This is a genomic window from Mycobacterium sp. IS-1590 (assembly GCF_001500025.1).
Classification (GTDB): Bacteria; Actinomycetota; Actinomycetes; order Mycobacteriales; family Mycobacteriaceae; genus Mycobacterium.
The window spans coordinates 305,075-328,962 of record NZ_LQIW01000023.1 but is presented as its reverse complement, the minus strand read 5'-3'; the positions used below and the strand labels follow the sequence as shown (position 1 = coordinate 328,962).

23 protein-coding genes are annotated in these 23,888 nt (G+C 67.7%); 11 read left to right on the top strand and 12 right to left on the bottom strand.

The window, feature by feature from the left end; translation table 11 throughout:
- The first annotated feature begins 12 nt into the window (after positions 1–12).
- Complete coding sequence (locus tag AU197_RS16300) at positions 13–1,179, top strand: MFS transporter (protein WP_064403697.1); 1,167 nt, start codon at positions 13–15, stop codon at positions 1,177–1,179.
- Between the two features lie 46 nt (positions 1,180–1,225).
- The gene (locus AU197_RS16295) at positions 1,226–2,506 is read left to right on the top strand and encodes an HNH endonuclease (RefSeq protein ID WP_064403696.1); all 1,281 of its coding nucleotides are present in this window, start codon (positions 1,226–1,228) and stop codon (positions 2,504–2,506) included.
- On the opposite strand, the gene AU197_RS16290 is transcribed toward AU197_RS16295, so the two are convergent.
- Genes AU197_RS16290 through AU197_RS16280 form a run of 3 tightly spaced genes read right to left on the bottom strand, consistent with a single transcriptional unit; the run spans position 2,487 to position 6,489 of the window.
- A complete protein-coding gene (locus tag AU197_RS16290) occupies positions 2,487–4,385 on the bottom strand; it encodes an acetoacetate--CoA ligase (protein ID WP_064403695.1) in 1,899 nt (632 codons plus the stop codon). The genes AU197_RS16295 and AU197_RS16290 overlap by 20 nt on opposite strands.
- Entirely contained in the window at positions 4,382–5,128 is a 747-nt protein-coding gene (locus AU197_RS16285; RefSeq protein ID WP_064403694.1) for a 3-hydroxybutyrate dehydrogenase, read from the bottom strand. Before AU197_RS16285 ends, AU197_RS16290 begins: the two co-directional genes overlap by 4 nt.
- Complete coding sequence (locus tag AU197_RS16280; protein ID WP_064403693.1) at positions 5,125–6,489, bottom strand: MFS transporter; 1,365 nt, start codon at positions 6,487–6,489, stop codon at positions 5,125–5,127. The genes AU197_RS16285 and AU197_RS16280 overlap by 4 nt, the downstream gene beginning before the upstream one ends.
- 70 nt (positions 6,490–6,559) lie before the next feature.
- Here AU197_RS16280 and AU197_RS16275 point away from each other — a divergent pair, with 70 nt between their 5' ends.
- Together AU197_RS16275 and AU197_RS16270 are read left to right on the top strand one after the other, a co-directional pair.
- On the top strand, positions 6,560–7,516 hold the full coding sequence (locus AU197_RS16275; RefSeq protein WP_064403692.1) for a LysR family transcriptional regulator: 957 nt from the start codon (positions 6,560–6,562) through the stop codon (positions 7,514–7,516).
- Positions 7,517–7,526: 10 nt separating this feature from the next.
- Entirely contained in the window at positions 7,527–8,294 is a 768-nt protein-coding gene (locus AU197_RS16270) for an alpha/beta fold hydrolase (RefSeq protein WP_064403691.1), read from the top strand.
- 2 nt (positions 8,295–8,296) lie between these two features.
- Here the strand turns inward: AU197_RS16270 and hsaB are convergent, their stop codons facing one another.
- The 4 genes from hsaB to hsaA are packed head-to-tail and all read right to left on the bottom strand — an operon-like array spanning position 8,297 to position 11,890.
- The gene (hsaB, locus tag AU197_RS16265; protein ID WP_064403690.1) at positions 8,297–8,863 is read right to left on the bottom strand and encodes a 3-hydroxy-9,10-secoandrosta-1,3,5(10)-triene-9,17-dione monooxygenase reductase subunit; all 567 of its coding nucleotides are present in this window, start codon (positions 8,861–8,863) and stop codon (positions 8,297–8,299) included.
- Positions 8,864–8,882: 19 nt separating this feature from the next.
- Positions 8,883–9,782, bottom strand: coding sequence for an iron-dependent extradiol dioxygenase HsaC (hsaC, locus tag AU197_RS16260; RefSeq protein ID WP_064403689.1), 900 nt, complete (start codon positions 9,780–9,782; stop codon positions 8,883–8,885).
- Complete coding sequence (gene hsaD, locus AU197_RS16255) at positions 9,779–10,693, bottom strand: 4,5:9,10-diseco-3-hydroxy-5,9,17-trioxoandrosta-1(10),2-diene-4-oate hydrolase (RefSeq protein WP_064403688.1); 915 nt, start codon at positions 10,691–10,693, stop codon at positions 9,779–9,781. The genes hsaC and hsaD overlap by 4 nt, the downstream gene beginning before the upstream one ends.
- 12 nt (positions 10,694–10,705) lie before the next feature.
- The gene (gene hsaA / locus AU197_RS16250) at positions 10,706–11,890 is read right to left on the bottom strand and encodes a 3-hydroxy-9,10-secoandrosta-1,3,5(10)-triene-9,17-dione monooxygenase oxygenase subunit (RefSeq protein ID WP_064403687.1); all 1,185 of its coding nucleotides are present in this window, start codon (positions 11,888–11,890) and stop codon (positions 10,706–10,708) included.
- 233 nt (positions 11,891–12,123) lie between these two features.
- On the opposite strand from hsaA, the gene AU197_RS16245 reads away from it, so the two are divergent.
- Together AU197_RS16245 and AU197_RS16240 are read left to right on the top strand one after the other, a co-directional pair.
- Positions 12,124–13,182, top strand: coding sequence for a ferredoxin--NADP reductase (locus tag AU197_RS16245; RefSeq protein WP_064403836.1), 1,059 nt, complete (start codon positions 12,124–12,126; stop codon positions 13,180–13,182).
- A gap of 40 nt (positions 13,183–13,222) precedes the next feature.
- Positions 13,223–13,768, top strand: a complete 546-nt coding sequence (locus tag AU197_RS16240; protein WP_197415557.1) for a hypothetical protein — start codon at positions 13,223–13,225, stop codon at positions 13,766–13,768.
- 83 nt (positions 13,769–13,851) lie between these two features.
- On the opposite strand, the gene AU197_RS16235 is transcribed toward AU197_RS16240, so the two are convergent.
- On the bottom strand, positions 13,852–16,014 hold the full coding sequence (locus AU197_RS16235; RefSeq protein ID WP_064403686.1) for an acyl-CoA dehydrogenase family protein: 2,163 nt from the start codon (positions 16,012–16,014) through the stop codon (positions 13,852–13,854).
- 272 nt (positions 16,015–16,286) lie between these two features.
- Between AU197_RS16235 and kstR the strand changes: the two genes are divergently transcribed.
- From kstR to AU197_RS16220, 3 genes are read left to right on the top strand one after another with little or no spacing between them, the layout of a single operon-like run.
- A complete protein-coding gene (gene kstR, locus AU197_RS16230) occupies positions 16,287–16,892 on the top strand; it encodes a cholesterol catabolism transcriptional regulator KstR (protein ID WP_197415570.1) in 606 nt (201 codons plus the stop codon).
- A 40-nt stretch (positions 16,893–16,932) separates the two neighbouring features.
- Positions 16,933–17,685: a trehalose-phosphatase gene (gene otsB / locus AU197_RS16225; RefSeq protein ID WP_064403684.1), complete on the top strand. Its 753-nt coding sequence runs from the start codon at positions 16,933–16,935 to the stop codon at positions 17,683–17,685.
- A 2-nt stretch (positions 17,686–17,687) separates the two neighbouring features.
- Positions 17,688–18,626, top strand: coding sequence for an aminoglycoside phosphotransferase/kinase family protein (locus AU197_RS16220; RefSeq protein WP_064403683.1), 939 nt, complete (start codon positions 17,688–17,690; stop codon positions 18,624–18,626).
- Here the strand turns inward: AU197_RS16220 and AU197_RS16215 are convergent.
- Genes AU197_RS16215 through AU197_RS16200 form a run of 4 tightly spaced genes read right to left on the bottom strand, consistent with a single transcriptional unit; the run spans position 18,623 to position 22,353 of the window.
- Entirely contained in the window at positions 18,623–19,723 is a 1,101-nt protein-coding gene (locus AU197_RS16215) for an Rv3575c family transcriptional regulator (RefSeq protein ID WP_064403682.1), read from the bottom strand. The genes AU197_RS16220 and AU197_RS16215 overlap by 4 nt on opposite strands.
- Before the next feature lie 32 nt (positions 19,724–19,755).
- Positions 19,756–20,622, bottom strand: coding sequence for a metal ABC transporter permease (locus tag AU197_RS16210; RefSeq protein WP_064403681.1), 867 nt, complete (start codon positions 20,620–20,622; stop codon positions 19,756–19,758).
- Complete coding sequence (locus tag AU197_RS16205; protein WP_064403680.1) at positions 20,622–21,425, bottom strand: metal ABC transporter ATP-binding protein; 804 nt, start codon at positions 21,423–21,425, stop codon at positions 20,622–20,624. Before AU197_RS16205 ends, AU197_RS16210 begins: the two co-directional genes overlap by 1 nt.
- Positions 21,412–22,353, bottom strand: coding sequence for a metal ABC transporter solute-binding protein, Zn/Mn family (locus AU197_RS16200; protein WP_064403679.1), 942 nt, complete (start codon positions 22,351–22,353; stop codon positions 21,412–21,414). Before AU197_RS16200 ends, AU197_RS16205 begins: the two co-directional genes overlap by 14 nt.
- Before the next feature lie 107 nt (positions 22,354–22,460).
- Between AU197_RS16200 and bluB the strand changes: the two genes are divergently transcribed.
- Together bluB and AU197_RS16190 are read left to right on the top strand one after the other, a co-directional pair.
- Positions 22,461–23,132 (top strand): 5,6-dimethylbenzimidazole synthase, encoded by a 672-nt coding sequence (bluB, locus tag AU197_RS16195; protein WP_064403678.1) that lies wholly within the window; start codon positions 22,461–22,463, stop codon positions 23,130–23,132.
- Entirely contained in the window at positions 23,129–23,887 is a 759-nt protein-coding gene (locus tag AU197_RS16190; protein ID WP_064403834.1) for a LamB/YcsF family protein, read from the top strand. The genes bluB and AU197_RS16190 overlap by 4 nt, the downstream gene beginning before the upstream one ends.
- Position 23,888: the final 1 nt, after the last annotated feature.

Below are 23,888 nucleotides of genomic sequence, written 5' to 3'. Positions count from 1 at the left end.
TTGCGAGTCGGTATGAGCGGCACCGCTGCGCGCGCACCACTGCTGGCAGCCGGCTTCACCACAGCATTCGGGGCGCACGCCGTGGCCGGCATGCTCGGCACGACCACCACCGGCACCGCCGCCTCACTGCTGACGCTCGGTGCGCTGCTCGCGATCTATGACGGGGCGGAGGTGGTGCTGAAGCCGGTGTTCGGGACACTGGCCGACCGCATCGGCGCCCGCACCGTGCTCATCGCCGGGCTGGTCATCTTTGCCGCGGCCTCGGCGACATACGTGGTGGCCGACGCTCCGGCGTGGCTGTGGGTCGCCCGTTTCGGCCAGGGCATCGGCGCGGCCGCCTTCTCCCCTGCCGCCTCCGCCCTTGTCGCGCTGCTGACTCCGGCGGGCTCCCACGGCCGCGCCTTCGGCACGTACGGGTCCTACAAGTCCGTCGGCTACACGCTCGGACCGCTGCTGGGCGGGTTGATCGTGTCACTCGGCGGTTTGCGATTGCTTTTCGCGGTGCTGGCCGTGCTCGGCGCAGGCGTTGCACTGTGGGCCGCCGCCGCGGTACCCGCCGTCACTGTGCAGCCGCGGCCGCGACAGACGCTGCTCGACACCCTGCGGAGATTTACCGAAAGCTCCTTCGTCACTCCGACACTCGCGCTCGCAGCGGCCACAGCGGCTCTGTCGGCCGGTGTCGGATTCCTACCGGTCCTCGGTACGCAGGCCGGTCTGAGCCCGGCCGCGACCGGCGCCGTCGTTTCTGTGCTCGCGCTGGCCACCGCCGTTGCACAGCCCGTGGCCGGTCGCTTGCTCGACGCCCGGCGGATCACGCCTGGGGCCGGCTTGTCGTGCGGTTTCGTGCTCACCGCTGCCGGTTTGGCCAGTGCGATACTGCCCGGTCTCGCCGGACTGTTGTGCGCCGCCCTGGCGATCGGCGTGGGTTGCGGCGTCATCACGCCGCTGGCTTTCACGATGCTCGCGCAGACGACGCCCGCGCAGCGCCTCGGCCAGACGATGGGCGCGGCCGAGATCGGGCGGGAGAGCGGAGACGCCGCGGGTCCCCTCATCGTCGCAGCCATCGCGGCGGCATCCGCGGTACCACTCGGATTCGTTGGTCTGGCCGTCATCGTCACCGCGGCCGGCACGGCCGCGGCCGGTGCGGGGCGGGGCCGCAGGCGCACGCCGCCGGGCTGACCAGGCACGCGGTCACTTGTCGGGGGCAGCGTGTAGCGTCCGGAGCATGTTCGAAAATATGTTCGACATCGATCCGGCCGCCTCGGACGCAGACCTGCGGGGCGCGGTCGAGCGATTCGAGCGGTTGAAGTCTCGCGCGGCGGCGGCCCAGGCCCGCGCGACCGCGCTGTGGAGGGCAAAGCGCCGCGCCGCCGAAGAGGCCGCGGGTGTCCCGGTGAGCCGTCGCGGCCGTGGCCTGGCGACCGAGGTCGCACTGGCACGACGCGACGCGCCGGTGCAGGGCGGCCGTCACCTGGGATTCGCGACGGCTCTGGTCGACGAGATGCCCTATACGCTCGCGGCTTTGGAATCGGGAGCGCTCTCGGAATGGCGGGCCACCTTGATCGTGCGTGAGTCAGCTTGTTTGAGTGTCGGGCATCGTCGCCTACTGGATGCCGAGATGAGCCGAGACACAGCGCGTCTCGAGGGCTGGGGCGACAAGCGGATCGCGGCGGAGGCCAGAAAGATCGCGTGCGCGCTTGACGTCGCCGCGGTCGTGGACCGCAGCGCCAAAGCCGCCGCGGATCGCTGCGTCACCATCCGTCCGGCACCCGACACGATGGCGTGGGTTACCGCCCTGCTCCCCGTAGCCCAGGGCGTGAGCGTCTATGCGGCCCTGAAGCACGCCGCCGACACCACGTTCGATGACCGGTCTCGCGGCCAGTTGATGGCGGACACCTTGGTTGAGCGGGTCACCGGGCGTCCGGCCGAGCAACCCGTCTCGGTCGCGCTGAATCTCGTCATGGCCGACACGACGCTGACGGGTGACGACGACTCACCTGCGTGGCTCGACGGATACGGCCCGTTACCCAGTTCGATCGCCAGAGCTCTGGTCGGTGATGCGGCCGCCGACGCCGACGCCAAGGCGATGCTGCGTCGTCTGTACCGCCATCCGGGCAGCGGTCAGCTGGTCGCCATGGAGTCCCAAGCCCGCACCTTCCCAAAGGGGTTGGCGGCATTCATCGGAATTCGGGACCAGACGTGCCGCACCCCTTACTGCAGCGCACCGATACGCCACCGCGACCATGCGGTGCCGCGGCACCGAGCCGGTCCCACGAGTGCGTTGAACGGGCTAGGCGAATGCGAGGCCTGCAACTACGCCAAGGAGGCACCCAGCTGGTCGGTGGTGACCAGTGACCGCGACGGTGTCCACAACGCCGAGTTCACGACGCCCACCGGCGCAACCTACCGATCGACCGCACCGCCGCTGCCCGGGCCACCCGTGCGATCCGTCAGCATGATCGAAGGCCGACTCAGCGTCGACCTGATCACGTTCGACGCTGCGTGACGTACCAGTCCAACAGATCGGGGTCGTCGACGGCGCTGCGCTCGACCACCTTCGCGGCGTCCGCTCCCTGAAACAGTTTCTTGATCGGCACCTCGAGCTTCTTACCCGTGCGGGTGTGCGGAACACCTGGCGCAGCGATGATTTCGTCGGGCACGTGCCGCGGCGAGACTTCCTCGCGAATGGTGTGCTTGATGCGGTCGCGCACCTCGTCGGTCAGTTCGGCGCCCTCGGCGAGAACCACGAAGAGCGGCATCCAGTATCCGCCGTCGGCTTCGTCGACACCGATGATCAAGGCTTCGGCCACCTCAGGCAGCCGTTCGACCGCCTGGTAGATGTCGGCGCTGCCCATCCGGATGCCGTGCCGGTTCAGGGTCGAATCCGAGCGGCCGTGCACGATGACGCTGCCATGATCGGTGATCGTGATCCAGTCGCCGTGTCGCCACACACCTGGAAACATCTCGAAATACGCTGCGCGGTACCGCGTCCCGTCGGGATCCTTCCAGAACTCGACCGGCATCGACGGCATCGGCTTGGTCACCACGAGTTCACCGACCTCGTTGCGCACCGGCTTGCCGGATTCGTCCCACGAGTCCAGCGCGCACCCCAGATACGGCGCCGACAGCTCACCCGGCCACACCGGGACCGTGCGGACGCCGCCGATGAAAGCGGACACCACGTCGGTTCCGCCGCTGATCGACGACACCTGGACATGCTCACCGACGTTGTCGCGCAACCACAGTGACGACGACGGCGGCAGCGACGAGCCGGTGATGCCCACCGTGCGCAAAGCCGACAAGTCGTGCTCCTTGCGTGGCACCGCGCCGGCCTTGGCGCAGCCCAGCACGTAGCCCGGGCTCGTCCCCAGCACGGTCGCCTTGACACGGGCCGCGATGTCCCAGAGCGCATCCGGACGCGGCGCGTTGGGGCTGCCGTCGTAGCAGACGATGGTCGCCCCCACCAGCAGGCCGGCCACCTGGAAGTTCCACATCATCCAGCTGGGGCTGGTGTACCAGAAGAAGGTGTCGTCCGGGCCGATGTCCGATTGCAGGCTCACGGCTTTGAGGTGTTCGACCAGGACACCGCCGTGCCCGTGCATGATGCCCTTGGGTAGCCCGGTGGTGCCCGAGGAGAACAGGATCCACAGCGGGTGGGCGAAGTCGACCGGCGTCGTGGTCAGCTCCTTGCTGCTGCTGCCCGCCAGGTCGGGTGCCATCACCGTCGCGCGCAGCGTCGGTAATCCCTTCTGCAGCGCGGTGATCTCGGCGCTCTTGTCGTGAAACTTCCCGCCGTAGGTATAGCCGTCGGTGGTCACCAGCACGGTCGGTTCGAGCTGCCCGAGACGGTCGAGCGCGGCCTTGGCCGAATAGTCCTGGCCGCAGGCACTCCAGATCGCGCCGATGCTGGCGGTTGCGAGAAACGCGATCACGGCCTCGGGAATATTAGGCAGATAGCCCACGACCCTGTCGCCGGCGCTCACACCGAGGTCACGCAGCGTCTGTGCGAACGCCGCCGTACGTCCCAACAACTCGCTCCACGACACATCGACCGGATCCCCGCCCTCGCGCAGGTACACGATGGCGGGCCGGTCCGACCGGGCATTGCGAATCACCTGGTCGACATAGTTGAGCTGTACTCCCGGAAACCACTGCGCCCCAGGCATTTCAGCGGATGCGAGCACCTTTTCCGGGCGGTCACCGAGGTCGAAGTAGTCCCACAACGCGGCCCAGAACGCATCCGGTTCGTCGGTCGACCACTGCCACAGCGACTCGTAGTCTGGGTGGTTTCGGCCGGTGCGGCGCTGCACGAACTGTGCGAAGTCGGTGACCCGCGCTCCGTCGACATCGGCCTCGGTGGGTGTCCATTGAGCAGTGGCGGTCATCGGGCACTCCACCCGCCGTCCATGGTGTACGACGCTCCGGTCACCATCACCGCCGCCGGCGAGGCGAGCCAGGCGACCAAGGAGGCAACTTCTTCGGGTTCGACAAGTCGCTTGATTGCGCTCTCCTTCAGCAGAATGTCGGCGACCACCTTATCCTCGTCGATGCCGTGGGTGCGGGCCTGATCGGCGATCTGCTCGGTCACCAGCGGGGTCCGCACATAGCCCGGGTCGACACAGTTGCTCGTGACACCGTGCGGCCCGCCCTCCAGGGCGGTCACCTTCGACAGACCTTCCAAGCCGTGCTTGGCGGTGACGTAGCCGCTCTTGTACTCCGAGGCGCGCAGGCCGTGCACCGAGGAGATGTTGATGACACGCCCGAACTTGCGCTCGTACATGTGCGGCAACGCCGCACGAATCAGCAGGAACGGCGCTTCGAGCATCAACGCGAGAATGAATCGGAAGCGCTCGGGCGGGAATTCGTGGATCGGGCTGACGTGCTGCACTCCGGCGTTGTTCACCAGGATATCGGTTTGCAGCCGAAGGTCCTCGAGCGCTGACACATCGGAAAGGTCTACCGCCCATACCTTTCCGTTGATTTCGTCGGCGACCTTCTTGGCGCCCGCCTCGTCGAGGTCCGCGACGGTGACCGTCGCTCCCCGCTCGGCCAGGGCACGCGCACACGCCGCGCCGATCCCGCTCGCACCGCCGGTGACCAGCGCGGCGCGTCCGTCGAGATCGCTCATACGACACCGGCCTTTTCGAGTTGCTCACGATCGGCCGCATCGAGCGTCGCGAGATCGAGGCCTTTGGTCTCGCGGCTGAACAACGCCGCCACCAGGGTGATCACCGAGGCGCCCGCGAGATAGAGAGCGATCGGCACCGCCGAGCCGAACCTGTCGAGCAGCCAGGTGGCGATCGCCGGTGCGAGCGAGCCGGCGATGATCGATGTCACCTGATAGCCAAGGGAGACACCGGAGTACCGCATACGAGTCGGAAACATCTCGGCCATGATCGCCGGCTGCGGTGAATACATCAGCGCGTGAATGACGAGCCCCAGGATGATGGCGGCCATGATCAACGCGTAGGAACCGCTGTTCATCATCGGGAACGCGAAGAAGCCCCACGTGCCTCCGAGGACCGCCCCGACGATGTACACCGGCCGTCTGCCGAACCGATCAGACAACCGCCCCACTTGGGGGATCACCACGAAGTGCACCGCGTGCGCGACGAGCAACCACCACAGGATGTCGCTGGTGTCCGCGCCGACGTGCGTCTTGAGGTAGACGATCGAGAAGGTGACCACCAGGTAGTACATGATGTTCTCGGCGAACCGCAGGCCCATCGCGGTGAAAACGCCACGCGGATAACGCTTCAGCACCTCCACGACACCGTATGAGACAGCCTTGACGCGCTCGACCTCTTCTTGCGCGGCCACGAAGATCGGGGCATCGGTGACCTTGGTGCGGATGTAGTACCCGATCAGCACCACCACCGCCGACAACCAGAACGCGACCCGCCATCCCCAGGACAGGAACGCCGTCTCGGGCAGTACGGCGGTCAGCACCAGCAAGACGACGGTGGCGAGCATATTGCCGACCGGCACCGCCGCTTGTGGCCAGCTGGCCCAGAAGCCGCGCCTGTCGTTGGGGCTGTGCTCGGCGACGAGCAGGACCGCGCCGCCCCATTCGCCCCCGACCGCGAAGCCCTGCATGAACCGCAGCACCACCAGCAGGATCGGCGCCCACACGCCGATCTGCGCATAGGTCGGCAAGCACCCCATGAGGAAGGTGACGGCGCCGACGAGCAGGATCGCGAACTGCAGCAGCTTCTTGCGCCCGTACTTGTCGCCGAAGTGACCGAAGACGATTCCGCCCAGCGGGCGCGCCACGAATCCGACCGCGTAGGTCAGGAGCGCGGCGATCAGGCCGCTGGCCTCGCTGGTGCCCTCTGCGAAGAACACCTTGTTGAAGACCAGGGTGGCGGCGGTGGCGTAGAGGAAGAATTCGTACCACTCGACGACGGTGCCTGCCATCGAGGCGACCACGACGCGTTTGAGCCCGGTGGGGACCGCCGCGGCGCCGTTGTCGGCATTGGTGACACCCATCGCACACTCCTTCGGGCTGTGATGGCAGACAAGTCGCCTGTGAGTATTCACGCAGATTGGTCACCGGGCAATGGCGAAAGGTGCAGGAGGTATCTGCGAAAATGCACACATGACCCTGTCCTCGGCTCGACGACGACCGAGCGCCGACGACCTCCTGGTGCTGCTGGCCGTCGGCAGGTCGGGCCGGTACAACGCGGCCGCTGAAGAACTGGGCCTCAACCACACCACGATCTCCCGCCGTATCGCGGCACTCGAGGCGTCGGTGGGCGGACGCGTGCTGGCGCGCGGCGCGGGCGGATGGGAACTCACCGAACTCGGACGCGACGCACTGGCCGCAGCGGAGACCATCGAGTCGGCAGTGCGCTCACTTGCCGTCGATCCCGCCGGGGAGCGCGCACTGGAGGGGGTGGTCCGGATCTCGGCGACCGACGGCTTCTCTGCCTACATCGCGGCGCCCGCGGCCGCGCGCGTTCAACGGCAGCATCCCAACGTGGCCGTCGAGATCGTGGCCGCCACCCGCCGCGCGACCCAGCAGAGGTCCGGGCTGGACGTCGAGGTCGTCGTCGGCGAACCCCGCGTCCATCGGGCGAGGGCGATCAGGCTCGGTGACTACTGCCTGGGCCTCTATGGATCTCACGACTACCTGGCCGAGCACGGGACTCCGACCGCCGTCGCCGACCTGAACCGTTATCCGCTGGTGTACTTCATCGACTCGATGTTGCAGGTCGACGACCTCGACGCGGCCACGAGCTTCGCGCCCGCGATGCGCGAATCCGTCACGTCGACCAACGTTTTCGTCCACGTCGAGGCGACCCGTGCGGCCGCCGGCCTCGGCCTGCTGCCCTGCTTCATGGCCGACCGCCATGCCGATCTGCTACGCGTCCTGCGCGCCGAGGTGTCGGTGCGGCTGACGTACTGGCTCGTCACCCGAGGTGAAACACTGCGGCGGCCGGAGGTCGCGGCCGTCGTCGACGCGATTCGCGATCGGATGCGCGAGCAGCACGACGTCCTACTGGGCAAGGGCTAACGTCGTCGGTATGCCGTTCATCGACCACCCGAAGGGTCGGGCCTACTACCGCCACTGGGCGTCGGCGCGGCCACGCGCGGCCGTGATCTTCCTTCACGGCTTCGGCGAACACAGCGGCCTCTACCACCGCTTCGGCTTCGCACTCAACGCCGCGGGCTTCGACCTGTGGGCGGTCGACCAGTTCGGTCACGGGCTCAGCCCGGGCGCGCGCGGTGACTTCGGATCGACCGAGGACAGCTCTTCACTTGCCGATGCCCTGATCTCGCTGGCCGAAAGCGCCACGCCCGGAACACCGTTGATCGCACAGGGGCATTCGTTCGGCTCGATCGTCACGCTGTTCCGGCTGCTCGATCAGCCCGACCGCTATCTGGGCGGCGTCGTCTCAGGCGCTCCGCTGGTGCCGATTCCGGCGATGCTCGACAACGACACCGCACTGCGGCTCGAGCCCAGTTGGCTGTCCGACGACCCGTTCTACCTCGACCTGCTCGCGACCGACCCGCTGGCGTTCGTCGATGCCGACGGTGTGGCGCTGACACGGGAACTCGACCGGGCCTGGGACCGGTTCGGCGCCGTGCTGCCGAAGCTGGCGGTGCCGACACTGGCCGTGCACGGTACGAATGACCCCATCGCTGCGGTCGGGGCGGTGCGGGCCTACGCCGAGCAGATCGACTCGTTGCGCCTCGCCGAATTCGAGGGCGCACGTCACGACGTTCTCAATGAGACCGTGCACCGGGAAGTCGCGGCGACGATCGTCGGCTTCATCGACGAGTTGTTGTAGCGCTACAGCCAGGTGTCGTCGGTGGTTGCGGTGAGGAAGGCCTCGAGGTCGTCGCGCCATTGCGCGGGCGTGTTCTTCTCCGGCTCGATACCGGTGTACTGCCCGCGGTAGAACAGCAGCGGCCGCGGCTTGCGGTGCGGGACGTCCGACAGGGAATGCACCGCGCCGAACACGACGAAGTGGTCGCCCCCGTCGTGCACCGAATGCACCGAGCAGTCGATGTGAGCGAGCGTGCCCTCGATGACCGGCGAGCCGAGTTTCGACTGGTACCAGTCGATTTCGGCGAACTTGTCGGGTTCTTTGGAACCGAACCGCGCCGAGACGTCCTTTTGGTTCTCGTGCAACACGTTGACGCAGAAATGACCGCTGGCCTCGATCGCCTGCCACGACCGCGACATCTTCGTCGGGCAGAACAGCACCAGCGGTGGATCCAGGCTCAGCGCCGCGAACGACTGGCATGCGAATCCGACCGGCACGCCGTCGTTCATCGTCGTGATCACCGTGATGCCCGTACAGAACTGCCCGAGCACGCTGCGGAATGTGCGCGGGTCAATCGGTTCGGCCGCCATTATCGAGTGATCTTCACCGTCACTTGAAACCGACGCTGAAGTCGTGACCCCACAGGCTCACCGCGGTGCTTTCCCGCGCGACCCAATCGTCGTCTTCGACTTGCAGGCCCTCACAACCGAATTCGACATCGAATCCGCCCGGTGTCTTCATGTAGAACGACAGCATCTTGTCGTTGACGTGGCGGCCCAGCGTCGCCGACATCGGCACCTTGCGGCGCAACGCGCGGTCCAGGCACAGCCCGACGTCGTCGGCGCTTTCCACCTCGACCATCAGGTGCACGATGCCGCTCGGCGTCTCACCCGGCATGAATGCCAGGCTGTGGTGGCGCGGGTTGACGCCGAGGAAGCGCAACCACGCCGGCGCGCCGTCGGCGGGCCTTCCGACCAGCTGGGGCGGCAACCGCATCGAGTCACGCAGGTAGAACCCGAGCACATCCCGATAGAAGTGCAGCGTTTCGGCGTCGTCACGGGTGGTCAGCACCACGTGGCCCAGGCCCTGCTGCTCGGTGACGAACTTGTGGCCGTACGGGCTGACGACGCGGCGGTGCTCGAGCGCGACGCCGTGGAACACCTCGAGCGTGTTACCGGACGGGTCGTCGAACCGGATCATCTCGTCGACGCGGCGTTCGGCAAGCTCGGCGGTCGAAGCCTCCTTGTACGGCACACCCTCGATGTCGAGCCGTTTCCGGATGTCCTGCAGCTCCGCGGCGTTGGCGGTCTCCCAGCCGGACTGCAGCAGACGGTCGTGCTCTCCGGGCACGATCACCAGCCGGGCCGGGAACTCGTCCATCCGAAGGTAGAGCGCGCCGTCGGTCTGGCCGGAGCCCTCGACCATGCCGAGCACTTTGAGGCCGTACTCGCGCCACGCCGCGACGTCGGTCGCCTCGATCCGAAGGTAGCCAAGCGATTTGATGGTCATCGCGAACCTTTCCGAGGAGGGTCTGACAAGAAGTCAACAGTGAGTTTGTTGAATTCCTCGAACTTCTCCAGCTGAGCCCAGTGTCCGCACTGCCCGAAGACGTGCAGCTGCACACGCGGAATCTGCTTGAGCGCCACCAATGCGCCGTCGAGCGGGTTGACGCGATCTTCGCGACCCCAGATCAGCAGCACCGGTTGGCGCAGCTTGTACACCTCGCGCCACATCATGCCAAGCTCGAAGTCCGCGCCCGCGAACGACATTCCCATCGCCTTGGCCGCGGCCAGCGACTCGGGCTGGCTGGCGATCTCGAACCGTTCGTCGATCAGCTCACCGGTGATCAGACTCTGGTCGTGAACCATGATGCGCAGGAACTTCTCCATGTTCTCGCGCGTGGGCTCTGCGGTGAACTTGCCGAGCAGCTTGACCCCCTCGGTGGGATCGGGTGCGAAGAGGTTCACCGACAGCCCGCCGGGCCCCATCAGCACCAGCCGGCCCGCCCGCTTGGGGTTGTCGAGTGCGAACCGCACCGCGGTCCCACCACCCAGCGAGTTGCCAACCAGCGCAGCGCGTTCGATGCCCAGATGGTCGAACAGTCCGAGTAGCGCGTTAGCGCTGTAGCGGTTGTACTGCTCGTGCTCGGTGTGCTTGTCGGAGTGGCCGTAACCGGGCTGGTCCACGGCGATGACGTGGAAGTGCCTGGCAAGCACCGCGATGTTCTTGGAGAAGTTCGACCAGCTCGATGCGCCGGGCCCGCCACCGTGCAGCAACACCACCGTCTCGGAGTGTCCGACACCGGCTTCGTGGTAGTGCAGCCGCATGTCTCGTTCGCCGGCGCGAACCTGCGCATACCGAGACGTCGATTCGAAGGTGACCTCGACCTGCTGCTCGGTCTCCTGGATGTATGAGGTCATCTGGCCTTCCCGTTAAACCATCGTGTCCTGGGGCGGCAGCCCGAACTCGTTGTTGCCGAAGATCAGGTAGGCGCGCTCGGGATCGTTGGCAGCGTGCACGCGTCCGGCGTGGGCGTCGCGCCAGAAGCGTTGCACCGGAGCGTCGTTGCTGAGCGCGGTGGCACCCGAGGCCTCGAACAGGCGATCGATCGAGGCGATCGCACGGCCGGTCGCGCGCACCTGGTCACGGCGGGCGCGTGCGCGCAGCTCGAACGGGATCTCCTCGCCTGCCTTCAGCAAGGCGTACTCCTCGCCCACATTGCCGATCAGCTGGCGCCAGGCCGCGTCGATGTCGCTGGCGGCCTCGGCGATGCGGATCTTCGCGAACGGGTCGTCCTTGGCCTTCTCCCCCGCGAACGCCGCGCGCACTCGCTTTCCCTGATGTTCGACATGGGCGTCGTAGGCGCCGTACGCCATGCCGACGATCGGAGCGGAGATGGTGGTGGGATGCACCGTGCCCCAGGGCATCTTGTAGACCGGTGCGGTGTTGGTTTGAAGGCCGCCCGCGGTGCGGTCATTCATCGCCTTGTAGGACAGGAAGCGGTGCCGCGGCACGAACACGTCCTTGACCTTGAGCGTGTTGCTCCCGGTGCCCTTGAGGCCGACCACATGCCACACGTCGTCGATCTCGTATTCGGAGCGCGGGATCAGGAAGCTGCCGAAGTCCACCGGTTTGCCGTCCTTGATCACCGGTCCGCCGACGAATGTCCAAGTAGCGTGGTCGCATCCGGACGACCAGTTCCAGGAGCCGTTGACGATGTAGCCGCCGTCGACGACGGTGCCCGCCCCCATCGGGGCGTACGAGGACGAGATTCGCACGGCCGGGTCCTCGCCCCACACCTCTTCCTGCGCCTTCTGGTCGAACAGCGCGAGGTGCCAGTTGTGGACGCCGATGATCGAGCTGACCCAACCGGTCGATCCGCAGGCGCTGGCCAGCCGGCGCACCGCCTCGTAGAACAGCGTCGGATCGCATTGCATCCCGCCCCACTGCTCGGGCTGAAGCAGCTTGAAGAAGCCGACCTCGTTGAGTTCGTTGACCGTGTCGTCGGGTAGGCGGCGCAGGTCTTCGGTCGCCTGTGCGCGTTTGGCGATCAGCGGCAGTAGGTCGTCGATCCCGGCTAGGACCGACTGCGCGTCACGCTGTTCAATGGACGTCACTGATGTGCCTCCCGATAGGACGGACTGCGATGAGCGCTCGCGCGAAGAGCCCACAACTGCGATGAGCACTCACGCGAAGCGCGAACCGCTTAGCCGTCAGATTAGAACACGTTACGATTCGTGTCGAGTAGGGCATACCTGTAGGACCTGGACCTGCACACATGCATTTCTGTAACATGTTCTAGTTATTGCCCTGGGCCCAGGACTGGCGGACGTGAGAGGTGGACGCGAAAGTGACCGACGAGCCGCTCGGCAGCCACGTGCTCGAGCTGGAACTTGCCGACATCGTCACCGAGACCGACGATGCGCGCTCGCTGGTGTTCAGCGTGCCCGCCGGCGCCGATATCCCCGCCGAACGGTTGCGGTATGCGCCAGGACAGTTCCTGACACTGCGCGTACCCAGCGACCGGACGGGTTCGGTGGCGCGCTGCTACTCGCTGTGCAGTTCCCCCTTCACCGACGACCGACTGACCGTCACCGTCAAGCGCACCGCCGACGGGTACGCGTCGAACTGGCTGTGCGATCACGCGCACCCCGGCATGAAGATCCACGTCCTGGCCCCGTCGGGCACGTTCGTGCCCAAGACGCTGGACACCGACTTCCTGCTGCTGGCCGCCGGCTCCGGGATCACACCGATGATGTCGATCTGCAAGTCGGCGCTGGCCGAGGGCAGCGGCAAGGTGGTGCTGATCTACGCCAACCGCGACGAGAAATCCGTGATCTTCGGCTCGGCGCTGCGTGAGCTGAGCGAGAAGTATCCCGAGCGGCTGGTCGTCGTGCACTGGCTCGAATCGGTGCAGGGTCTGCCGAGCGCGGCGGCACTGGCCGCCCTGGCCGCCCCCTACACCAGCCACGACGCCTACATCTGCGGCCCCGGACCCTTCATGGCCGCGGCCGAGGAGGCCGTCCAGGGCGCCGGCATACCCGCAGAACGCGTGCACATCGAGGTGTTCAAGTCGTTGGACTCCGACCCGTTCGCCGCGGTGGTCATCGAGGAGGACGACAGCGACGAGGGTCCGGCCACCGCGATCGTCACGCTCGACGGAGAAAGCCACGAGGTGCGGTGGCCCCGCAACGCCAAGTTGCTCGACGTGCTGCTGGACAAGGGCCTCGACGCGCCGTTCTCCTGCCGCGAAGGCCATTGCGGCGCGTGCGCGGTGTTGAAGAAGAGCGGCGACGTCGAGATGGACGTCAACGACGTGCTCGAGCAGTCCGACCTCGACGAGGGGCTGATCCTGGGCTGCCAAGCCCTGCCCCGGTCGGATTCGGTCGAAGTCACCTATGACGAATAGTGCGCGGGCTAGCATTCGCCGCACGTGGAAGGGGAGCAACGTGACGAACCGGTTGACCGGCGTCGCTGCGGCGATCTCGACGGTGCTGCTGGCGCTGACGCTCATGGCGCCCACCCCGAGGGCGGCCGCGGCCGTGGACACCGCGGACTCCTCGGTGCCGGTCGATCCCGGCACCAACCTCGAGATGCACGTGACCGCGAACTGCATCGCAGCCGAGGCCAAGTGCCTGTTCGACGCCAACGCCAATCTGCGCCGCGGCCCGGACGTTCTCGGCTTCCCTGATCTGTGGGCCCGCCAGACCACCACGCTGCGCACCTTGGACCGCAGCGTGTATATCAACTTCAACTTCGACGCGCCCAACACCCGCTCGTTCAAGTCGCTCACCGACGTGGAATTCACGACCATCTACTTCGGGGGCGGACCGCCCGAGAAGTTCCAGTTCCGCGGGATCGCCTGGCCGGTCGATCAGCGCACCGGCGCGCCCCGCACCGACGTTCCACTGATCGTGTGCTCGCACATCCAGGTGGTCTACGGCGGGGTCAACATCACCTCGCCGGACGCGTGCGCGCAGGCCGCGTTCAGCTGACGGGGCAGCCCGGCGCGCTTAACGGGTTGATTACAAGCACCAGCTGCGTGCGATCAACCCGTTAGGCCACCCGGCCCGTTGAGCTAACGGGGCAGCCCCAGCAGTCGTTCGCCTGCGAGGGTGAGCAGGATCTGCTCGGTCCCGCCCGCGATGGTCAGGCACCGGGTGTTGAGGAAGTCGAACACAGTCGAGTTCTCCACCACGCCGCCGCCCTCGGACAATTCCATCCGCAGTTCGGCGAGCGCCTGCCGGTAGCGCACGCCGATCAGCTTGCGCGCACTGGCCTGCGGGCCGGGATCCTGGCCTCCGACAGCCAGTTCGGCGATCTTCTGGTCCAGCAGTGAGCCAACCTGAGCCGCCACGATCAACGAACCCAACCGGTCCTGGCCGGCCACGTCGAAGTCCAGCGTGGCGACCTGTTTGAGCAACTCCTCCATCGGGTTGCCCAGCGCGGTGCCGTGAGCCATCGCGACCCGCTCGTTCGCCAGCGTGGTGCGCGCCAGCCGCCATCCGTCGTTGACCTGGCCGACCACCATCTCGTCGGGCACGAACACCTCGTCGAAGAACACCTCGTTGAACAGGTTGTCCCCGGTGATCTCGCGCAGCGGGCGGATGTCGATGCCCGGCGATTTCATGTCGACGAGGAAGTACGTGATCCCCTTGTGCTTCGGCGCATCCGGATCGGTGCGGGCAAGGCAGACACCCCAGGCGGCCTTGTGCGCCGCCGAGGTCCACACCTTCTGACCGGTCAGCTTCCAGCCCGGTTTGTCTGCCCCGCTCGCGGTCGCGCCGTCCACACGAACCGCCTTGGTGCGCAGCGCCGCCAGATCCGATCCGGCGCCCGGCTCGGAGAACAGCTGGCACCACTGCAGTTCGCCCCGCAGCGTCGCGGGTACGAACTTCTCGATCTGTTCGGGGGTGCCGTGCTCGAGAATCGTTGGCGCAGCCCACCATCCGATCACCAGGTCCGGCCGGGTGACTCCGGCGGCCGCCAACTCCTGGTCGATCAACAACTGCTCGGCGGGGCCGGCCCCGCGGCCGTACGGCTTGGGCCAGTGCGGTGCCTGCAAGCCCGCATCGGCGAGCGCGGCCTGCTGTTTCTCGACGGGCAACGCTGCGACTTCCGCGACGGCAGAGGCGATCTCGGGGCGCAGGTCGGCAACCGACTCGAGATCGATGCGCAGGTCACGGCGCACACCCTGTTGCGTCAACGCCGCAACTCGGCGCAACCAGCGCGGCGCTCCGCCGAGGAAGTGCGAAATGCCGTAGGCGCGACGCAGATACAGATGCGCGTCGTGCTCCCAGGTGATCCCGATGCCGCCCAACACCTGGATGCAGTCCTTGGCGTTGGCCTTGGCGGCCTCGATCCCGACGGCGGCGGCCACCGCCGCGGCGATCGAGAGTTGGTTGTCGTCGCCGTCACCGGATAAGACGCCCTCCGCGACCGCCCTTGCCGCATCCATGGCGGCCACCGAGGCCTGCTCGGACCGCAGCAGCATCTCTGCGCACATGTGCTTGATGGCCTGGAAGCTGCCGATTGGCTTGCCGAACTGCTCGCGCACCTTCGCGTACTCGGTCGCGGTCTGCAACGCCCAGCGCGCCAGACCCGCGGCCTCGGCCGCCATGACGGCGGCGGCGATGTCGATCACTCGCTGTGCGGGAGCGCTGACCGCCTCGGCCGGCGCGGACTCGAGCACCACGCGCGCCAGCGGCCGGGAAAAGTCGGTGGCCTTGCGCGGTTCGACGGAGACGCCGTCCGCACCGGCGTCGACCATCACGAAGACGTCCCCGGCCGGCAACAACAGCACTCCCGCCGCATCGGCGCCGAGCACGTAGTCCGCGGTGCCCGAGGCGCGGCCGTCGGCAAACCGCACGTCTGCCGTCAACGCCACCCCGGCGACCCGCTCACCCGAAGCCAGCGCCTGCAGCACGTCCGGCGCGTCGAGCACGAGCGTGGCCAGTGCGGTCGTGGCGACCGGGCCCGGCACCAGCGCGGCCGCCGCCTCGTCGACCATCGCGCACAGGTCGTCGGCCGTGCCGTCGGCGCCGCCGTGCTCCTCGGGCAGTGCCACCCCGAAGATCCCGAGTTCCGCCAGGCCCGTATAGGCCCGGCGCCAGGCGTCGGCCTGCCCCTGCTCGACGTCTCGCGCCGCCGCGACGACGCCCGAAGCGCTCGCCCAGTCGCGCACCAGCTCCCGCACGGCGGCCTGATCGTCGGCAATGGTTCCCGGGGATGCGAGCGACACCGTCCACTCCTAGCTATTGGGTGAGAAGGCGGTGCTCCTCACTAGAACGTGTTCTAATAGTGCCAGCGACCGACCGTCAAGTCGACCGCCATTACAGCAGGACACGTCGGTGCCATCGGGGACATCGGGGTGAGAAAAAGTGCATCGGCATGCGTATCGTTTCTGACGAGAACGCATAGCGAAGGAGAACCCGCCGCATGTCCGGCCCGTCTCAACAAGCAGCCGCCAATCCGGGCTCGCAGTCGGAATCTCGACCGCGTCAGGTGATGAACGTGGCGGTCCTGTCCGAGTCGGAGCTCGGCTCGGAGGCCCAGCGCGAGCGCCGCAAGCGCATCCTGGACGCCACGCTGGCCATCGCCTCCAAGGGCGGCTACGAAGCCGTCCAGATGCGCGCCGTCGCCGAACGGGCCGATGTCGCGGTCGGCACCCTGTACAGGTACTTCCCGTCCAAGGTGCACCTGCTGGTCTCCGCGCTGGGGCGCGAGTTCGAGCGCATCGACGCCAAGACCGACCGGGCGTCGCTGTCGGGTGGTACGCCGTACCAGCGCCTGAACATCATGGTGGGCAAGCTCAACCGCGCCATGCAACGTAATCCGCTGCTGACCGAGGCCATGACCCGCGCATTCGTGTTCGCCGACGCGTCAGCGGCCGGTGAGGTCGACCACGTCGGCAAGCTGATGGACTCGATGTTCGCCCGCGCCATGAGCGACGGCGAGCCGACCGAGGACCAGTACCACATCGCGCGCGTCATCTCCGACGTCTGGTTGTCCAACCTGCTCGCCTGGCTGACCAGGCGGGCCTCGGCAACCGACGTCAGCAAGCGGCTGGATCTCGCGGTGCGGCTGCTGATCGGCGACGGAGAGCACCCCAAGATCTGATTCGGAGGGCAGGAGCGAAGCGACCCGGGATGATGGTCTAGTGCTTCCAGCGGATCTGCAGCGCGCGCTCACCTCGGCCGCCGCGGCGCCACGGCTGCTGATCACCGCCGATTTCGACGGCACGCTGGCACCGATCGTCAGTAACCCGGCCGACGCCCGGCCACTCGCCGATGCCGCAGACGCCTTGATCGCGCTCGCCGGTCTTCCGGACACGGCCTGCGCGCTGATCTCCGGACGCGCGCTCGAGGTGCTGCGCGATCTGTCGGGAATGCCACCCGCGGTGCATCTGGTCGGCAGCCACGGCGCCGAGTTCGACACGGGCTTCACACACGACATCGACGACGTTCTCCTGCAACGCATCACGGCGGAACTGCGCGAGATCGCATCCGGCAAGCCGGGTGTCACTGTCGAGACCAAACCGGCCAGCGTCGCGCTGCACGTGCGCAACGCCTCGGCGGGCGACGGCGCGGCCGCGCTGTCCGCGGCCCGTGAGGCCGCGACCGACTGGAATGCCCAGCTGACCGAAGGCAAGCAAGTGCTGGAGTTCGCGGTGATCCAGACGGACAAGGGCGAGGCGGTCGACATTCTGCGGCAGCAGGAGAACGCGACCGCCGTGGTGTTCTTCGGCGATGACGTCACCGACGAGAAGGCGTTCCGCCGTCTGCACGGTGACGATGTCGGTGTGAAGGTGGGCCCGGGCGACACGTTGGCGAACTATCGCGTCGAATCGCCGCAAGATGTCGCCGCGGCATTGCTTCACCTGCTCGACACGCGCCGCTCGCGGTCGGGTTGACGGTGCTGACCGACGCCGAGATCGCCGAGCGGACCGCTTCCGCAGTCGCCGCCGCCACCGCCGCCGGGGCCGACCTCGGCCTCCGCAGCGACGATCCCCGAGTGCTCTACGACATGTTCTCCGTGATCGTCCACCTTCACCCCGAACCCGTCGTCGTCCGGGTGCCCACGGTGCTGCCGCCGTCCTACAGAAGAAACCCGGATGTGCAGACCGGACAACAGCGCGCCGAACTCGCCGTCACCAGGTGGCTCGCCGAACGCGGGCATCCCGTGGTGGCGCCGAGCCCGCTGGTGCCCGCCGAACCTGTTCGCCGGGACGGGTTCTCGATGACGTTCTGGCAGTTCGTGGAGCAGATCCCGGATCTGGACCCGGACCCGGTGCGGCGCATGGAACAGACGGCGCAACTACACGCCGCACTGCGCGACTACGACGGAGACCTGGATTTCTGGGCGCCGTTCGGCTCCTACATTCCGGAGGGGCTGGCGGCGTTGCAGAATCTCCCCGATCTCGTCTCGGTATCGGATCTGGAACGGGCGCAACGTGAATGGGAAGTCATCGGCGCGGTGCTGGCATCGCGCACGGCATTCGAGTCCGCGTTCCCCGGCGTCGGCGTGCAGCCCATTCACGGTGATGCGCCGTACCACAACATGATCGCCACACCCGCCGGGGAGCTGTGGTCGGACTTCGAACTCGTGACCGTGGGTGCGGTCGAATCCGATCTGGCGATGGTGGGCCCCGACGCGCTGGCCGCCTATGACGCGGCGGCGGTCTCACTGGGGTTGCGGCCGACCGATGACCGTGTCCTGCGGATCACCGAGGCGGCCGGCCGGCTCGCGATGATCGCGGCGCTGGCGATGGCCCCTGAGCTGCCGATGCTCGCCGACAGCGTCGCGCCGATGGTGGAGCAGTGGCGGGCCTGCCAACCGATCACCGAGATCTAGGCGGGCGGCCCGGCCGTGCGGCCCCGGACGACTTCGGTGTCGAGCACCTCCACGACGGGCAGACCCGATCGTGGCGGGTGGTGCAGCAGCCGGCCCGCCCGGCGGCCCTTCTCAATGCTGGGCTGCGCGACGGTGGCCAGGCCGCGCCGCAGCGCCTCGGGCACCCCGTCGAACCCGGTGACCGTCATCTGACCGGGAACGTAAATGCCCCGCGCCCGTAGGTAATCCATCGCCGACAGGGCCAGCACGTCCGCGGTGCACATCAACGCGGTCAGCCGTGGGTTGGCGCCGAGGGCGACCTCCGCGGCCGCCCCGCCCGACGTCGGCAGGTGCTCGTAGCTCTCCACCACGGTCAGCGATTCCGGATCGAGCCCTGCGGCGTTCATCGCGTCGCGGACCCCCGCGATGCGCTCGCGCTGCACGTGAAAGTGCGGAGTCTGCAGCCGTTCCGGATCGGCCACCGTGGGGCCCGGTACGCCCCGCGGCCGGTCGCGGCCCAGCCGCATCGTCAGCAGGCCGATCTCCCGATGACCCAGCTGCACAACGTGTTCGGCGAGTCGGCGCATCGCCCCCCGGTCGTCGATGCACACGCGAGAGGCACCGGGTACGTCCTTGGGCTGATCGATCACCACCACCGGAAGCTGCCTCTGCTGGACGGTGGCCAGATAGGGGTCATCGTCGGAAGCCGAATAGACGGCGAAACCGTCCACCCCGGCGGCGAGGATCGCGGCCGTACCGTCGCTGACGCTGCGATTGGGACCGATCGCCACAAGCAACAGACCCTGCCCGGCCTCTTCACACGACTCGGCCAGGCCCGCCACGAAGTCGAGTGCGGCCGGATCGCTGAACGAGTAGTTGAGTGGCTCGGTGATCATCAGGCCGACGGCACCGGCCTTGCGGGTGCGCAACGAGCGCGCCACCGGGTCGGGGCCCGGGTATCCCAACCGCTTCGCGGTGGCCAGTACCTGCTCGCGGAGTTCGGCCGACAACTGGTCCGGGCGGTTGTAGGCATTGGAGATGGTGGTCCGGGAGACCTTCAGTTCGGCCGCCAGGGAAGCCAGCGTGGCACGCCGTCGCGGCGTGGGACTCCTCGGCATGCTCGGTGAGGGTAGCCGACCACGCCTCGGGCTCAGGTGACCAGCACCCGATCGGCGGTTCGTCGCAGCCCGCGCTGCCCGGCCCACACCACGGCCCACACGCTGCACGCGACCGTCACGATGACGAAGCTGGGCGGTGCGTTGAACATCGCCGACAGGCCCAGACCCGCCCATACTGCAGCGAGGCTGAAACCCGTGGACAGGGCGATCGCGCGGCCCGGTCGCGGCGTCAGCATGATTGCCGCGGCGGCGGGGCTGACCACGAGCGCGAACAGCAGCAGTGTGCCGACCGCCTGCACCGCCATCGTGACCGCCAGGCCGAGCAGCGCCATGAACGCCACCGAAAGAGCGCGCACCGGCACCCCCTTGGCATCGGCCACCTGGGCGTTGACGGAGGTGAACAGCAGCGGCCGGTAGATCAGCGCGATGCACACCGCCAACACCGCCACCAACACCGCGAACGTCGTGATCTGCTGGGCCGAGATGGCCAGCAGGTTGCCGAACAGGACGTTGGTCAGGGTGCCCGAACTCTTGGTCGCCAGCGAGTTGAAGAACAACCCGAGACCGGTCGCCATGGCCAGTACGGTTCCCGTGGCCACCTCGCGGTCGGCCGCCCGGCGGCCCAGCGCCCCGATCACCAGGGCCCCGCCGATGCAGAACACGCCGAGCCCCACCCCGACGGGCACGCCGACGAGCACCGCCCCAGTCGCGCCCGGCAGCCCGATGTGAGCCAGCGCGTGGGCGGCGAAGGCCGTGTTGCGCACGACGACGAAGTAACCGATCAGGCCGGCGGCCAGGGCGACGATCGTGCCCCCGATCAAGGCGTTGCGCATGAAGGCCGAGGTGAGGATCTGCCACCAATTGTCCTGGTAGCCAAGCGCGACCATCGTCGTGTTCATCACGTCCTCCGCATGTACAGATCGCCCTGCGGCGTGTGCACGACTTCCACCCTGGCGCCGTAGAGGTGGCTCAGCAGCGTCTCGTCGACCGGGCCGTCGAAGGTGTCGAAGTGCGCATGCCCGTCGAGCAGGTAGATGGCGCTGGTCAACACGCCCAGCAATGGGTTGAGGTCGTGCGCGACGACGAGGATCGTCACGCCGAACTCCTTGCTGATCCGCTCGAGCACGGCGACGATCTCGCGCTGGCTGCGCAGATCCAGTGCGGCCAACGGCTCGTCGAGAATCAGCATGCGGGGCTTGGAGACCAGCGCCTCGGCCAGCGCCACCCGCTGGCGTTGGCCGCCCGAGAGTTGCGACAACCGCTTGTGGGCCACCGCGGTCGCGTCGACAGCGGAGAGCACCTCGTCCACGCGATGGTTGTCCTCGCGACTCGGCCACCCGAAACCCCACCGGTGTCCGACGAGTCCGAGCATCACGGCGTCGCGGGCGCGGATCGCCTCGCCGGAGGCCGACGCGTAGTTCTGCGGGACGTAACCGATCGACTTGTTGAGCGCGCCGGCCGGTTGGCCGAAGACGCGGACGTGTCCGGACGCCGGCGGCACCAGACCGAGCACGATCTGCAGCAGCGTGGTCTTTCCGGCCCCGTTCGACCCGATGACGGCCACGATGCCACCAGCGGGGACCTCGAACGTCGCCTCCGACCAGATCAGCCGCCCGCCACGTGCCGCGCTGACGTCCTCGAAGGTCAGCGCCGCCTGCTCGACGTCGGGTTCGACATCACCTTCGGAATCAGGTTCCGACACCGAGAGCCTCGCCGAGTGCGATCAACTGGTCGACCTGCCAGCTCTGAAACGAGTCCGCGTCCGGCGGCAGGGTCTCGGTGATCTCGACCACCGGGACACCCGACTGTTCGGCTGCGGTCCGAAGCTGTTGCGGGACAGAGCCTTCGGTTTGCGCGTTGTAGATCAGGACGTCCACGCCGCGATCGGACAGCAGTTGCAGGAAGGCACCGAGGTCGGCCGGGGACGGCTCGGAGTCGTTGGACGATGCGACCTGATAGCCGCCGGGGGTGTGGTTGGCCAGGCCGAGCGCCGCGCCCATGTCATCGAATGACGTCTCGGTCGCGGCGTAGCTCTTACCGGAGGCTTTGGCCTTCAGGGAGTCGATGAGCTCATGGTACGGCTTGAGATCCTGCGCAAACGCGTTGCGCCGTTCGTCGAAATACGCCGCCGCCCCGGGCGCGAGTTGACGCAATCGGGCGGTGACCGCGTCGGCGAGGGCCGTCACCGCGGCGGGGTCGTACCAGGCATGGGGATTGGCGTCGCCCTCGCCGACGTCGCCGTGGTGGTCGGTGGCCATCGCCTCTACGACCGGCGCGTCCGGAGCCGTGCTCGCGGCGAGTTTGACCGCCCACTCGTCGTAGTGGCCACCGTTGAGGACCACGAGTTGAGCCCCTTCGAACTTCGCAGCGTCGGACGGCGCGGGCTCGAAGTCATGGGGGTCGGCCGCCGAGGCGGCCAGCACCGTGGCGACCTCGGCGCAGGCGCCGCCGAGCTGGGAGACGATGTCGCCCCACTGGTCGACGCTCACAACCACGTCGACCGGCCGAACCGGACACGGAGCGGCGCTCGTCTCCTGGGCTCGATCGCCACCGCTGGAGCATGCCGCCACGCCGAGCGGAGCAGCCAGCACCGCACCGGCAAGGATCGTGCGGGCAATCCGGACAGTCATCACACCGATAACGATAACCGTTTCCAATAGCGGCCGCTTCCTGGACCGCGTCGCTCACATCATGTCGCTCGCATCATGGCGGGCAGCCTGCGGCCTAAGCTGGCCGCGTGGACCAGCACGCGTTCGACGTCGAAGAACGCCGCGCGGTTTATCGGGTGATCGCCGAACGCCGGGATATGCGCCGGTTCACGCCCGGCGCGGAGATACCCGAGGACGTGCTGGTGCGGCTGCTACAGGCCGCACACGCCGCCCCGAGTGTCGGCCTCATGCAGCCATGGCGGTTCATCCGGATAACCGACGACCGGCTGCGGCGACGCATCCACGACCTCGTCGACGAGGAGCGTGAGCGAACCGCCGATGCGTTGGGGCCACGCGGCGAGGAGTTTCTGGCACTCAAGGTCGAAGGGATCCTCGAGTGCGCCGAACTGTTGGTCGTCGCGCTGGGCGACGGCAGAGGAGAGCACGTGTTCGGACGTCGCACCCTTCCACACATGGACCTGGCCTCGGTCTCGTGCGCGATACAGAACCTGTGGCTCGCCGCGCGCGCAGAGGGGCTCGGTATGGGCTGGGTGTCGATCTTCGAACCGGACAGGCTCGCCGAATTGCTCTGCATGCCCAATGGCGCCGAGCCCGTCGCGATTCTGTGCCTCGGACCGGTCCCCGAGTTTCCCGACCGGCCTCAACTCGAAATCGACGAGTGGACGACCGGCCGCCCCCTGGCCGAATTCGTTGCCGAAAACCGGTGGCCGTCATCGTTGTCCACGAGGTCGTCGAGATGAGAACAGTCGACATGAATGCCGACCTGGGTGAGGGTTTCGGGGTCTGGCGGCTCGGTGACGACGACGCCATGCTCGACATCGTCACCAGCGCCAACGTGGCCTGCGGCTTCCACGCCGGTGACCCGGCCCTGCTGTTGCGGGCGTGCCGGGCGGCGGCCGAGCGCAACGTGCGGATCGGCGCGCAGGTGAGCTATCGCGATCTGGCCGGGTTCGGTCGCCGGTTCATCGACGCGACGCCCGAGGATCTCAAGGCCGACGTGATCTACCAGATCGGTGCGCTACAGGCGATCGCGCATGCCGCCGCCACCACCGTCACCTACGTCAAACCCCATGGGGCGCTGTACTTCGCGATCGTGACGAACACCGACCAGGCCCGCGCCGTCGCCGAGGCCGTGCACGCCGTCGATCCCACCCTTCCGGTGCTCGGGCTCACCGGCTCGGTGTTCTTCCGCGAGGCCGAACAGCTCGGATTACGCACTGTCCCCGAGGCGTTCGCCGACCGGGCCTATCGCCCCGACGGCCGGCTGGTGGACCGCCGTCAGCGCGGCGCCGTCCTGCACGACACGGACGTCATCGCCGACCGGATCGCGTCAATGGTGCTGTCGGGTCGAGTGGACGCGGTGGACGGCTCGACGATCCCGATCACCGTCGACTCGATCTGCGTACACGGAGATTCGCCCGGCGCCGTGCAGATCGCCACGGCGGTGCGGGAGCGGCTGCTGGCCGAGGATGTCGAGATCGCACCCTTCACCTGAG